This window comes from Candidatus Neomarinimicrobiota bacterium (assembly GCA_022560655.1).
Classification (GTDB): Bacteria; Fidelibacterota; Marinisomatia; order SCGC-AAA003-L08; family TS1B11; genus JADFSS01.
In genome coordinates this window covers 25,423-39,465 of the sequence record JADFSS010000006.1, presented here as the reverse complement: position 1 = coordinate 39,465, position 14,043 = coordinate 25,423, and the positions used below count along the sequence as shown (strand labels likewise).

Annotated in this window: 11 protein-coding genes; 9 read left to right on the top strand and 2 right to left on the bottom strand. The window is 60.2% G+C overall.

Annotation, left to right across the window (positions count from 1 at the left end; all coding sequences use genetic code 11):
* The first annotated feature begins 15 nt into the window (after nt 1–15).
* From IH971_02050 to IH971_02015, 8 genes are all read left to right on the top strand, one after another.
* On the top strand, nt 16–2,301 hold the full coding sequence (locus IH971_02050; GenBank protein ID MCH7496617.1) for a hypothetical protein: 2,286 nt from the start codon (nt 16–18) through the stop codon (nt 2,299–2,301).
* On the top strand, nt 2,298–3,125 hold the full coding sequence (locus IH971_02045) for a LamG domain-containing protein (GenBank protein ID MCH7496616.1): 828 nt from the start codon (nt 2,298–2,300) through the stop codon (nt 3,123–3,125). Before IH971_02050 ends, IH971_02045 begins: the two co-directional genes overlap by 4 nt.
* 269 nt (nt 3,126–3,394) lie before the next feature.
* Nucleotides 3,395–3,934: a TlpA family protein disulfide reductase gene (locus tag IH971_02040; protein ID MCH7496615.1), complete on the top strand. Its 540-nt coding sequence runs from the start codon at nt 3,395–3,397 to the stop codon at nt 3,932–3,934.
* 5 nt (nt 3,935–3,939) lie between these two features.
* A complete protein-coding gene (locus IH971_02035) occupies nt 3,940–5,853 on the top strand; it encodes a hypothetical protein (GenBank protein MCH7496614.1) in 1,914 nt (637 codons plus the stop codon).
* Nucleotides 5,854–5,934: 81 nt separating this feature from the next.
* Nucleotides 5,935–6,144 (top strand): hypothetical protein, encoded by a 210-nt coding sequence (locus IH971_02030; GenBank protein MCH7496613.1) that lies wholly within the window; start codon nt 5,935–5,937, stop codon nt 6,142–6,144.
* Between the two features lie 78 nt (nt 6,145–6,222).
* Nucleotides 6,223–6,768: a T9SS type A sorting domain-containing protein gene (locus tag IH971_02025; protein MCH7496612.1), complete on the top strand. Its 546-nt coding sequence runs from the start codon at nt 6,223–6,225 to the stop codon at nt 6,766–6,768.
* Nucleotides 6,765–8,222 carry a hypothetical protein gene (locus IH971_02020; protein ID MCH7496611.1) on the top strand — a complete coding sequence of 486 codons (1,458 nt, stop codon included), beginning with the start codon at nt 6,765–6,767 and terminating at the stop codon, nt 8,220–8,222. Before IH971_02025 ends, IH971_02020 begins: the two co-directional genes overlap by 4 nt.
* A gap of 75 nt (nt 8,223–8,297) precedes the next feature.
* The gene (locus tag IH971_02015) at nt 8,298–8,846 is read left to right on the top strand and encodes a T9SS type A sorting domain-containing protein (protein ID MCH7496610.1); all 549 of its coding nucleotides are present in this window, start codon (nt 8,298–8,300) and stop codon (nt 8,844–8,846) included.
* A 60-nt stretch (nt 8,847–8,906) separates the two neighbouring features.
* Here the strand turns inward: IH971_02015 and IH971_02010 are convergent, their stop codons facing one another.
* Complete coding sequence (locus tag IH971_02010) at nt 8,907–11,315, bottom strand: hypothetical protein (protein ID MCH7496609.1); 2,409 nt, start codon at nt 11,313–11,315, stop codon at nt 8,907–8,909.
* A 136-nt stretch (nt 11,316–11,451) separates the two neighbouring features.
* Nucleotides 11,452–12,012: a hypothetical protein gene (locus IH971_02005; protein ID MCH7496608.1), complete on the bottom strand. Its 561-nt coding sequence runs from the start codon at nt 12,010–12,012 to the stop codon at nt 11,452–11,454.
* Between the two features lie 735 nt (nt 12,013–12,747).
* Here IH971_02005 and IH971_02000 point away from each other — a divergent pair.
* Nucleotides 12,748–13,734 carry a c-type cytochrome gene (locus tag IH971_02000; GenBank protein ID MCH7496607.1) on the top strand — a complete coding sequence of 329 codons (987 nt, stop codon included), beginning with the start codon at nt 12,748–12,750 and terminating at the stop codon, nt 13,732–13,734.
* Nucleotides 13,735–14,043: the final 309 nt, after the last annotated feature.

Below are 14,043 nucleotides of genomic sequence, written 5' to 3'. Positions count from 1 at the left end.
GCCGGGGCTTAACCGATGTCTCCCGGTGTCAAAGCGGCCCCCGCCAGGTTGCGGGGCGGCATCCTTTGGGGGCTGCTTGCGCTCACCAGCGGCTGTGGCCAACCCGACGATACCGACACCACCCGTCCCTTCATTCGCATCACTTTCCCCGCTGAATTCACCCTCCTCAGTGATATCGTAACTGTCCGGGTCGATGCACGGGACAACGTTGGGTTGCGGCACGTGACCTACATGGCCCCGGGCGATTCCTTGCCCACGATTTCAAACGCACCCTACGCGCTGCTATGGAACACGACGGCTTATCCCGACTGCACCGACGTCAATTCATTCGTCGTCCTCACTGCCACTGCGGAGGATTTGGCTGGCAATACCCGCTCCACGACCCGCAAGTTTTATCTGGATAACGAAGGACTGCCGCCTCTGCCGGTGGCCCTGTTCCCGCCGGCGAACATTACCAAGCATTCCGCGCTGATCAGTTGGGCCCCCTCGCCGGACTATGACTTTTCGCACTACCTGCTGTACCGCGATACCAGCGCGTCGGTGACGGCCAGTTCCGATTCGCTGGTACGGAATGACACGTACGGGGCCACGGCCTTTACCGATACCGGCGCGGGTGTCAGCCCCTTCGGCCTTCTGGAGGACACCGACTACCACTACCGCGTGTACGTCCACGATGTGTTCGGGCGCAGCACCGCCAGCGACTCGATTGTAACCGTCCGCACGCTGTTGCCCGTGGCGGTGCCCCTCATTTCCACGGGGCCGCCTAGCAAGTACCGGGCGAGGCTGGAGTGGATCCGCAGCACGGAAGACGTGGCCTATTTCCGCCTCCACCGGGGGCTTGCCGCTGACGCCGGCAGCCTCGACTCCATTGCGGGATTCCTGCCCATCATAGCCACCACCCACACAGACTCTGGTCTGACGGCCAACACTACCTACTACTATTACCTGTACCTGATTGATGCGGCCGGCTACACTCACGAGTTTTCTGAAGATGATGTGCTGGAGCTGACGACGTTGGCCCTGCCGGCGCCGGTCCTGGTGGACCCCCCCACGGCCATCTCAAAGTACAGCGTCACCCTCGCCTGGGAGTCCATCCCGCCGCAGGAGGATTCCAGCTGGGTGGCCCTCTACCGCGGCTCGGGCTTACAGGTGGACAGCACCGATGTCCTGGCCTATTCGGCCCCTATCACTGACGGAGTGCTGAATCATAAAGACGAGCCGCTGCCCCAGGGCCAGACCTTCAGCTACGCCCTGCGCCACTGGGACAGCCGGAACAACATTGCCTGGAGCAACAGCGTGACCAGTATTACCTTGTCCCTGGCCGATGTGTGGTCGGGCGGGCTGGGGGTGAGGCGGCAAGATAAATACGAGCTGAAGCTGGCCTGGGACATCTACACCTACGCCCCGGAGCAGGACTTTGCCAGGTATACTTTAAGGCGGGGTAGCACCGTCATTTTCACTTTTACCGACGTCGGTGATGACAGCTACACCGACACGGGCCTGTCCCGGGCCAGCAGCTACACCTATCGCCTGGAGGTGGCCGATACCAGCGGCGCCACGGCAGAGGTCACCCTGGTTACCTCTACCCGGGACATCTTCCCGGCGGAGATCGTCAGCCTGGAACCGGACACCAGCTGGTCTTACCGCCTGGCCTGGCTGCCGACAGCGGAGCCGGAGGGCGAGTTCAAGCACTATGCAATCCTACGTACGGCCGACAATACCGTCGTGTTTCGGGATGACGATGGCAATAACCTGGCCGACTGCCTCCCCGGCGATTGCGTAGAGGTAACCACTATCCCTGGCCGAGGAGTCTTTGGCATCGATACCTTGATCTATGATGACCAAGACCCCGCCTTAGTGCAGGGCACGCTGACCAGCCTGCCGATTTATAATTATGTGGTGCTCACCTACGACGAGGCCGGAGAGTACGCTCCCAGCAACATCGTGGGGGACACCCTCTACGCGCCGCCGTCGCTAGTGACCCTGGAGGTGATCAACAACGGTGGATCGCCGACCACCATCAGCCTCCAGTGGTCCCGGGCAGCATGGCCATCGCCTTCCCTGGATAACCTAGCCTTCGACAGCTATGAAGTTTGGCGAAACAGCATCGAGAACGAAGAACCTGGGCAGCCGGGCTCCACCTACGAGCAGATTATCTTTTTTACTGATATCAACACAACATCCCATACCGATTCGCCGCCACTGATAGATGCGACACCCTGGTATTACCGAATCATACTCAAGGACAACTTCGGCCAAGCCGCTATGAGTGACGAAGAGCTGGGTCTAACCAGTCCATGATGCAACCCCTGCGTATACTATGGGCTAAATCTGCGATGGTTTTTCTGGGCCTTGGACTTTTCCTCCTCTTCTTCCCTGCCTGTCAGGACGAACCGGCTGCGATCAACTCGGTGGTCCTGGCTGGCGGGGCCTACGTACGCATCGAGAACCGGGAGGACAGCACCAGCCTGGCAGCCTTGAACAGCAATGTCTTCTCCCTGGAAATCTGGGCCGCCGGCGATATCCTACCCTTCGGCGTCGGAGAAAGCCCAGCCCTGTTCATGATCGGCAATGAGCAGGGCGGGGATGAAATCGGCATTTACCGCCTGCCAACCGACTCCAGCCAGATATTTGTCTTCATAGGCAATCAATTTATGGGATTCTACAGCATCCCCGGCTGCGACTGGAACGACCCGGAAATCTTCACCCAGGTGGTGGTGACCTACGACGGGACCGGCGTCAGTGTATATGGAAACGGCGAGTCTCTCGGGAGCGCCGTCATCTCCCGTGACCTGAACATTGGTGCCAGCGACGCCCTCATCGGCGCCGACTGGGACGCCCTCAACGATGAAACCACCCTGAACAATTTCTGGTACGGCGCCATTGACGAGGTGCGGCTATGGACCATCGTATTGCCGTCCAGCGAGATGCAGTTCCGCTACCAAAACCCCGGCAAGCTGACCCGCACCTACTCCGCTACCGGGCTGGACCCGCTCCTGGGGCTGTGGCGCTTCAATGAGGCCGGCGGTGACGGCGACCTGGAACCTGATGGCAGCGGAAACGGGAATGTGGGGGTGCTCAACGCTGGGGCTGGCACGCTGGCCTTCAGCCCCGAAGGGGCGTAAGGAGGAAAGCCCTTGGCGGGGCATCCATCCCGCCGGGCAGCTTAGAAGGTCAGGCTGAGGAAGTAGCCTTGGAACTGGCTTGAAGCACCTGGGTCACGGCTGTCCACCCTTAGCGTCACTTTGGGGTCCAGGGCGGCATGCCACACCCCGGCCCCTGCCCTGCGGCAGCAACCTGACACAATGCCGATCACCGCTTGGGAAACAATCTGCGGGAGCATAACATATCATGGTATCATGGAACCAAAACTCGGAACTGCCATAGGTTGCTGATGAAACGCATGCTATTCGCGGTGCTGATGGCGGCAGCTCTACTGGGGTCGCAAACGAAGCGGCTGCCCCAAACCACCGTGCGGTTGCTTGATGGCCGCAAGGCGACTCTCCGGGAGCTCCATGCGGACGGCCCGCTCCTCATCGACTTTTGGGCCCTCTGGTGCGCGCCCTGCCTGAAGGCCATGCGCCACCTGGACGCCTTTCAGTCCAGCTATGGGGACCGGGGGCTGCAGGTGCTCACCATCAACCTGGACACCGAGCGCAGCCGATCCAAGGTGCGCAGCTATCTGAAGTCCCGCGGCTACGGCTTCCAGACCGCCCTGGACCCTAGCAACGACACCTTCCGCAGGCTCAGCGGCAACGTCTTGCCCTACACGCTGCTCGTGGATCGGTCGGGACAGATCATCTACCGCCACACCGGCTACGTGCCCGGCGATGAGCAAGCCCTCGAACGACAGATCACAGCCCTGCTCGATCCGGCCCGCTCCCCGGCCGTGCCCCAAGACCTGCCCCGCGATAACAGCTCCCCCAGTCCCTGACCTCCATGTTCGCCAGAGCGGTCTTGTTGGGGTTGGTTCTGGTTACGGCCGCGGCCGGGCAGCAAACGTCCGTGGCCGGCAGCATCACCGCCCAGCTGGGCAGCGGGTCCCTGCCGGGCACGGAGATCACCGACGCGCTCCCCAGCCCGTATGTCTACAGCGAACACCTGCTCGATCTCACGGCGGGCTTCGGCCCCCTTACCCTCTGGGCCAACCTGGAATTCAGCTCCCCCCCGCAGATCGGCCCGCACCACAACGGACTGCGCAAGCTGCGCCTCTGGTGGGAGGGACGGCGGCTAGCGGTAAGCGCCGGAGACCTGTACGGTCAGTTCGGGCGCGGTCTGGCGCTGAACATGTGGGAAAACCAGGCCATCGACTGGGACTCGTCGCTGCGGGGGATCTGGCTCACCGCCAGGCCTGCGGGCCGGGTGAGCGCCGCATTTCTCGCCGGCACGGTCTCCAGCGGGAGGCACCTGCTACCGGGCCCCGGCGTCGACGCCCGCATCCGCGACTTCACGGATGATGCCTCTGTCACTGCGCTGCAGGTCGTGGTCCATGACCTCGCCGGTGGCCTGGAACTGGGCGGTTATTGGGTCGGCGTGCAGGCGATGAACCCCTGGTTCAGCAAGCTGCAGGATTTCAGCACCGGCGAGTATCTGCTGGTGGACGAAGCCAAAATTCGCACAGCCTCCAGCATGCCGGGCTTGTTCGCCGAATGGGTCGGCTCGGTCTTCAATGCTTCCGCAGAGCTCACCGTCCGTGTCCACAGCATCGCCGATGTCGACAGCCTGTTTTCCCAGGCCCTGAACCGCTGGGTCCACTACGAACGGCAGTCGCGCGGTTGGGGCGGTTACGGCAGCCTGTCGCTCTATCCGGGTCGCTGGGGACTGACCCTGGAGTACAAGAACTACCTGTTCGACGCCAGCGAGCCCGACGTGCGCTCGCACCTGCCCTTCAGGCTGCAGCGCCGCACACCCGTGCAAAACCCGCCCTCGGTGTTCCGCGAGCACTCCGCCACACTGTTGGCCCGCACGCCCCACGTGATGGATTTCGAGGATGAGGTGGGGGTCCAGCTGGAGGGGCATCTGGCCCTCGGCGATGACCTGTTCCTCATCGCCAACTACGCCCGCAGCAGTCGGCACACCGGCTTCAGCAAGGCGATTCGGCCTGACGGTTTTAGCTGGCAGCGCACCGACGCGTCCAACATGTTTTGGTTCTCCCGCCACGAAAGGTACTATCCCTTCAGCGAGCTCTACGGGGAGCTGAATTACCATTACAGCCCCCTCAACCTGGACTTAAAAGCGATGGTATCAGTAGCCGGCGAGGTACTGGGCTATGCCGAGACGGTGGTGGAGAACTCCGAGCTGGCCGGCCATGCCAAGGAGATCCTCAATTGGGAGCAGCGCAAGCTCATTACACTGCCGCTGCAGGCCAGCCTGAGCCTTCCAGGGGCGGGCGGCTGGGGCCTGACGCTGGACTGGGAGCACCAGTGGGAGCAGCTAGGGTTTAAAAACCGGATTGCCTTTCGCGCGTCCTCTACGGGTCTTATCGACAGTGTGACTTCCGACGGACTCCTGGACCAAAGTTTTTATTATCGCTACCTGGCGCTGAGCATCGGCAGGCCGTCCCGGTTTACCCTGGGCATCGTCTATGATTACGCCTCCCGCCTCAAGACCGGCCGGTCCGAGAATGTGCTACCCGATGAAGACAGTTGGCTGGAGGCCGTGATCCGCTCGCTGGGTGTCGACCTGCGTAACAAGTGGTTCGGCCTGGAGTTCACCGGCTATCTGACGCCGTCCACATCCCTGTCGGTGTTCTACGGCTCGCTACAGGGCGGACTGAAGTGCGACAGCGGCGTGTGCGTGTTCGTGCCCGGCATTGCCGATGCCTTGAAGCTGACCTTCCGGGGCATTTTCTGAGCACCAGGAAGCCGCACGATTGCGGGCATTTGGCTGCTGACAGACAGTTAGCCGGCAGGGCCCGGATTAGATTCTGAAACGATGGCGGCCAGACCCACCCACCTGCTGATCCCGCTGCTGTTGGCAGGGCTGCTCGCAGCGCAGCCCTATGCCGTCGGCGACGTGGTGCTCGACTTCACCACCAACATCTGCGCCAACGACAGCGGCAGCTTCACCCTCAACGACTACAACGGCGCGCAAAACGGTGGTAACTACCACGTCATCTGGCTCAATTTCTTCGCCTCCTGGTGAACGGTCTGTCAGGCGGAGGCTCCGCTTACCGAAACTGTCCATCAGGCATTCAAGGAACACGGGCTCATCGCGCTGGGGGTGGGCTTCGACTGGGACTATCCCTACAGCTGCGCGGACTGGGCCCAGACATTCGGCCTGACCTACCCACTGCTGGACGGCTCCAACATGGCGTTGATCAACGATTTCAGCGTTACCTATATCCCCTTCCACGTCATCATTGACCACACCATGACCATCCGCTACGCCGCCTTCGGCTGGAACGAGCAGGCCATCACCGACACCATTGCCATGCTGCTGGGGAACATCGCCGTTCTCGGCACCCCGGCCCATGGCGTCGCCGCCGCCCCAAACCTGCCCAACCGGGTCGCGCTGCACCCTGCCTACCCCAATCCATTTAACCCCACCGTCACCATTGCCTACACACTCACTGAGCCCTCCCCGGTACGGCTGGATGTGTTCGACCTGGGCGGCAGGCAGGTGGCTTCACTGGGTAATGCCGGGCGCCGGTCGGCTGGGCGACACGAAGTGGTGTGGGATGCCCGGGACAGGGACTCGGGCGTATACATTCTCCGCCTGCAGGCCGGCGCAGTTGTCCGGTCGCAGAAAATTGTACTGCTGAAATGATCACAGCGCATGTTGAGCAGAATATTTCGAGCTCCAGGGGTTCCGTGGTGACGGCCCTCCCCCGCCATCGTCTGATCGGCCTCGCCGTGGCGCTCCTGGGGCTTATTCCTTTGCCGGCCACCGCACTCAACCTCACCCGGCTGGCCACTTTCAAGCCCCTCAACTTCGAACTGCTGGACGTGGAGATTGCGGGGGACTTCGCCTACATCCCCGCCGGGCTGGGCGGCCTGAACATTATTGATATCTCAGACCCCGCCGCGCCACAATTCATCGGAGAGTATTTCGCCTCTGGGTGTGAATACGGCCGAATCTATGCCTGGCACTCCGTCGGCAACTTGCTTTACGGCAGCGGACGCTACTGCGGCATCAAGGTGCTCAATGTCGCCTCCCCCAGGAATCCCAGCCAGCTGGCCGATTACGGGTCTACCGGCAGATCGTATGAGCATGCCGTCTCCAGCGGTTCGTTTCTCTACGCCGCGGTACACACTGAGGGCGTGGAAATCATCGACATCGCCAACCCGCAGGCGCTCCAGTTTGCCGGGCTGGTGCCCACCACCTATGCCTGGGCACTGGCCGCCTCCGCCGATGGCCAGTTGCTCTTTGTTGCCGATGGTGCTGGCGGGCTGAAAATCATCGACATATCCAGTCCCTCTGCGGCCCAGGTGGTGGGGATCGTGGCCACTTCCGGGACCGCCAAGGACGTGGCCCCGGCGGGGAACTTCGTCTTCGTCGCGGTGGGGGCCAGCGGCGTGGACATGATCGACGTCTCCGACCCGGCCAACCCGGTCCTGGTTGCCAACTACAACACCAGCGGCTACGCCTCCCGCGTAGCCGTCAGCGACAGCCTGGTGGCCGTGTCCGACTGGGATGACGTGGAGGTGCTGGCCTGGAATGCCTCCCCGTCTCTGGAGCTGGTGGGCTACAAGGACACCGGTGGACGGGTGATGGCCATCAACATGGTGGGCCATATCATCTACTCGGCCGAGTGGCGCTTTTTTCGCACCTTCCGATTTGGCGCGGTCAGCGGTCCGGACCTGGATGTCTCTACCCGCGACCTGGACTTTCCGCATGTCGACACGGGTAACTGCCTGGAACGACCCCTGACCATCTGGAACAACGGTGGTCAGACCCTCAACCTGGTCGGTGTGGAGGTCAATCATGCCGATTTTGACGTCTCCCTTTCGGTGGGCACCATCCCGCCCGGCGAAGCCCGCGCGGGCAGCGTCACCTACTGCGCCACGAGCGAGAACGGTCAGGGGCTCTTAACCCTGTTTACCGATGACCCGGGCGAGCCTGAGCTCAGTATCAAGCTGGACGGCAACTCCACTTGGGGGCTCGAGGTAGGTCAGATGGCCCCCGATTTCACCCTCCCCTCGGTGAACGGCTTCGGCGATATCACCCTTAGCCTGTTCCGCAGCCGGGTGGTGGTGCTGGCCTTCTTCGCCAGCTGGTGACCGGTCTGCGCTCCGGAGTTTTCGGACCTCGAGATCAGTATTTGGCAGGAGTATCACGACCAAGGACTCTGGGTCTTGGGCGTCTCCAATCAATCGACGACGATCCTGCAAAACTTTATCCGCGACCAGGGCATTACCTTCCCCGTGCTGCAGGACGGCAATAACACCTACTTCGCCTACAATATCCCCGGCGGCCAGTCACCCTATCCCCGGGATTATATTATTAAGGACCAAATGATTCACTTTGCCGACACCGAATACGATCCCGGCACCATGATCCGAGTGATTGAGTCGCTCCTGGGCAATGTCCCCACCGGCGTAAACGACAGCCCGGAGGCCGTACCGGCCACGTTCTCGCTGGCCAGCGTCTATCCCAATCCCTTCAACGCCACCGTCACCATCCGGGTGGACAACCCCTACGGCCAGGCGGTGGAACTGGCCGTCTACGACCTTAACGGTCGCTGGCTTGAGGAAATCTACGCCGGTTGGCTCGGTCCCGGCGCCCACCAGTTCCGTTGGCGTGCTGAGGGCCGCGACGCTGTGACCCTGAACTCAGGCGTTTACCTGCTCCGGCTGAGGGGCGAGACCGCTTCCGTTACCCGCAAGCTGGTCCTCCTTAAATAGGCCGCTTGGCCGGGGTCGGCAGGCCACTGGCCGCGGGGCTACATTGCTCACCCCGTCCAGTCAAGGGGCAGGCTGAGCCTCGCCCTCCGCCCTTTGATCCTCTGATCTGCTGCGCCACCAGCCGACGCCGAATCCCGCCACAACCACTAGCGTAAACAGGCGGGCTAGCCACCGTCCCAGGCGCACGTCCAGCGGCTCGAAATCGAGCGTCACAACCTGACCGCCAGCGGGCACCATCACGCCCCGTAATAAGCCGTTGACCTCTACAATGGGGACCTCCTCACCATCGATTCGCGCCACCCAGCCCTTCGGGTAGTACACCTCGCTCACCACCAGCAGGGCGCTATCGGCCAGTTCCAGCTCCAACCTGATATGATCCGGGTTCCAGCGGGACGCCTTGACGCGGCCAGCGCCGTTGCCCTGCCGAGCCAGACCCGCCTCGCGCACATAAACTACTTCGGCGGGATCGTAGGTCAGCTCAGCTAATCGCGTCACGACGTCGATGCTGTCAGGCAGAGCCACCACCTCGCCGGGAAACCACGCTCGGGGCAGGTGATCTTTGTACCGGTAGACCACCACCGGTACACTTGCGACTCCGCTAAAGTAGGAACCCTCAAAGACCTGCTCGAAGCGATCATCGCTGAAACGGTCGGGGCTCACCAGGTACTTCACGTTCAGCATCTTGAAAGTTCCGGCGCTACGGAATTGGGTTCCTGACCGGAAGCGTTCGTAATTGGCCAGCTTCCCGGGGTGATAGCCGCCAATTGACTCAAGGCCGAAGGCTGCCCAGCGGTTACCATTCCGCAGTCGCTTCAGGGGGAAAATCCGGAAGGTCTCCTCATCGCTCTGTAGGAACTCGATTACCGTATCGCTGTTAAGGTAACGCGTCACCAACGCCTTGGGCCGCAGTGTGGGGCTTCTAAATGACCCCCTCGCAGGCGCGATGATTTTCTGGTCAACCCGGGCCAGATCAATGACGCTTAGCGCGATAATCACCCCCAAAAACCAGCGGCGCTTCAGGGCGCCTGCCTGCCAGGCCAACAGGCTCCCCAAGGCACTGGCCATAACAAATGCATACCACAGAACGTCCCCACGGAGCATGGCCACACGCAATTCCTGAATTCTGGGCACAAGTTTGAAAGATACCCCCCGTGTTTCAGGCAGATTATCAGCCAGCGCGGCGGGCGTGAGCACGAAGATCACCAGCAGCGCACCGGCCATCAGCCCTGCTGCCAGCACGATGTTCCGCCTCCGTTTCTGGCCTGCTGCGCTCAGCCCGTCCAGCAGTCCGTCCAGGCCAATTCCCGCCAGAATGACCACGCTGAATTGGGTGAGCACCAGCAGCATCGACGGCGCGCGGAACTTGTTGAAGAAGGGCAAGAGCTCATAAAAGAGACCATAGAGAAAAAAGTTGTGGCCCATACTGAGCAGATACGCCAGCAGCCCGCCGGCGGCCAGGCCTACGGTGATCCAGTTGCGCGTCCGGAAGGGCGCCCACAAGGCCAGGAAAAGGAGGATAATGCCCATATAGTTGGGATAATCAGTGGAGGGCATAGCCCCCCAGTAGGTCGCGCCACCAAAGCCGAAAAACGACGGCAGGAGAAACGTCATGGTTTCGCCAAAGCTGAAGGACCACTGGGTGGCATAGTCCAGTCCGCCGCCTCCACCTAGCGTGGCTCCCCGCTCGCTCAGCGCTGTGTAGCTGAGCACGGGCAGCAACAGGGACAGCGCCATGCCGGTGCCCACGATAATGGCCAGCCCGGCGTATACCATAAAGCGCCGGTGAGTGGCCGCGTCCCGCTCTTTGTCTCTCAATCCGTTGACAGCTCCTATGAGAAACAGCAAACCGGCCATCATCATGATGTAGTAACTGATCTGAACATGCGCCCGCTGGAACTGCAGGCCGATGAGCAGGGCCAGCACCGCCGCCGAGGATAGGTCGGCCCGGCGATAGAGCCGCAGCAGCGCCCAAACGACCCACGGCAGGTATGCCAGGGTCATCATCTGATTGCCATGCCCATGCACGAGCATGGTATTGAAGTAGGGCATGAGCATGAATCCCGTGCCCCCCAGCAGCGAGCCCCCCCAGCTCACTTTCAGCGACCTGAGAAGCACCAGGCTCCCCATACCTCCGAATATGAGGTGCAGCAGGAAGAACCAGAACGATTCCAGCCCAACGGCGTGCAGAGCGACGGCTAAGAATTGGGGCAGGTAAAAGCGCGCAATGCCGGTAAGGGCGTGCAGGGTGGGCATGCCGGCCAAGATTCCCGGCTGCCACAGCGGAAATTCCCCCGTCTCCGCCTCGATTCTTGCAATGCCCGCGCCCAGCGCCCGGGGTGCAAGATCATCGGGACCCGCGAAAATGTACCGGCCCGAGGCCGGCTTGTGGTAAAGTACCAGCGCCAGGACGAACAGCAGCAGGAGGGCCAGCCCGATACGGCGGGCCTCGTTGCTCAGCTTAAACGGCACAGGGCGCTCCCGGCCTCAATTCTCAACTCGGGTTGAACCATAACGCCGCTCAAATTACCTCCCACCGCCAGTGTGAAATAGATATTAAGCCGGGCAGCCTGCCAAGGGTGGTATCGAGCGGCCCAAAGGGAGCTCTTCACTTCGGACGCTCTGCCGACAGTGTCGGCGAATTATCTGGCTGCTGGACGATGCCATACTCGGGGACTTCCTGCCGGTTAAATTGGATCTTCGTAAATCCGGCCCGGGTCAGCTCCCGCACCAATCCGGCTTCGCTGAACTGCCGCATTTCCAGTGAAGCCCCTTGCCCGCCGAGGAAGACCCGCTCCTGGAAGCGTTCCCCTTTTCCCTCGTGGGTACGGTTGATCAGTGTGCGTTGCCCCTCCGATTTGATCAGCCGGTTGTCGTAGAGATTGGGAAAGTGCTCAACGGTTTCCTGCAGCCCCGCTGAAAAGGGTACCGTCAGGACCAACACGTCACTGGAGATGAGGAAGTCCCTGGTACGCTGGCTGTCAGACCAGGGTGCGGTAATATCCAACCGGGGCCGGCGGTGATAAAAAGTGCTGCTGTAGTCCAGCCTCCGCTTCAGCCGGGACGCCAGAATAAAGCCGTCGCTTAGACCCGGACCCCTATGATCTGAAGCCGGAAACTCGGGCAAGGGGAGGCTGCGGCCAAACAGCTTGACAGAGCGGACGTGCACCAAACACCGCAGCTGTTGTGTGACACCGCAGTGGTAGCAGGAGCTGCCCTCACGCCGCCGCACTACGGCCGTCGGCGACACCAGCGATTGGCCACGGAGATGGCAAACGAACGCTGGCATTTCCACCGCCGGATCACGGGTCAGCCGTGAGAAGTGCCGCCTCAGCCGGTCGTTGAGGGTGGCCTGAGGCGCATGGCCTCCCGCATCAATTTACGATCATGTCGCTGGCCTGGGCGGCATTTCGCCACCGGCTACACCATCCACCACTTCACAACCGCGTCGCCTGCTTGGACTCCCTTTGACGCCGTGGTAAGTTTTGCGCGCCCCGGACCCTTAGCTCATTGATTGAGCAGTTTCTCCCGCTGGATGCTAAACACAGCCCGTCCCCATCGACAAACTAAAGTACATATTCGATCCGTATCCGGTAGAACGACTTTTGTAGTGACATTTGCCCACAATTTCGAGGAAGACCATGACTGCATAATGAGATGAGGGAGGTCACTCCGAATATCCTATTTCATTAAGAATGGCCTGAAATCCAGGGTCGTTTTTGAGAATCTTGAACTCTGAGAAGATCTATGTAGTGCGCCTCTGTAGTCTTCATGGATATGGGGGCACAAGTTTGGACTGAATTTCCCTGATAAATAGGGTTGATTTGGGAACTGACCAAGTTTAATCTACACGTACCAGTCTATTCCCCAGTAATCCATGTTGGGATTATCTCAGGATACTGCTATGAGAATCAAATTGACTCTTATTGTTCTCTTCACTATCGTATTTAGCGGGTGTGCCAAATTTATTCCGGCACGAATTGGACCACCATCGGATGTTTCTGTGGAAATCACCCCGGAGCGAGTTGCCTTGGGTAAGAAATTGGCCGAGGGGATCATGGCCTGTGGCTCATGCCATACGACCGGAAGTTTTGAGGGCGATCCTCAGCAAGATATGTACCTGGCGGGCGATGTTGAATACGGCAAATTTGAAGGGAAAATTGCAGTCCCCAACATAACGCCTGACAAGGAGACAGGAATTGGTGCTTGGACCGATGGAGAACTCATCCGGGCAATTACCAAGGGACTGAGCCGGGATAACCGTATCTTGTTGCCCACGATGCCATGGGCGAATTTTGGCGCCGCATTAACCGATGAAGAAGCTCAGGCACTCGTCGCCTACCTGCGGACAGAACCGGAGCCGGTCAGGCATGAGGTGGAGGCCACCGATCTAACGATGCTTATGTCTTTCTTCACATTGACGGGCTTAGCATACAACACATACGCCAAAGACCCCTTTTATACGGATTACGAACCAAACCTTACAACTGCGGAGGGACGCGGCAAACGGCTTGCTTATCTGGGCGCATGTGTCGATTGCCACGTATATGCTCCTAAATACGAGCCACAATTCGGTTCGTTGGCGGGAGGCTTGATAGTGGATGTGCCCGGAATACCCGCCGTTTTCTGCTCAAACCTCACGCCGGACATTGAGACCGGGATTGGCAGCTTTAGCGATGAGGAACTTTATGATGCGATCAAGTACGGCAAGCGCTTGCGCCCCCTGCCCGCTACCGAGATGGTGCGCTGGCCCATGATGGCCCGGATTACCTATCACACCTCACTTACCGATGATGAGATTTCCGATCTCACAGCGTTCCTGCGCTCCCAACCACCGGTGAGGAACGACGTGCTGGAACTGGAAGCAAAAGAGGCCGAAAAGGGGAAGTGAGTGAACCCCATAGTTGGGACACCCAATTCCGATTCTTAACCGCAATCATGCGAAGTTGTTCGTCAATGCTTTTAGCACAATGCATCTATTACAAACTCAAAAACCCTCGTTTGTGAGACGACCACGTCTTGTAATTATACCAGAATCTGAGGTAATGTAGTAACTCAGCATATTTCTGGTCGGTGAACTAATCAAGCAAAAGGCGCTTCAGTTGAGGCGTCATCTATACCTCGGATGCGCAAAATGTTTCTCCTAATTTTGACTCCAGTAGCTCACATAGCTTTGACGATGTACAGTGTACGGCGTCAG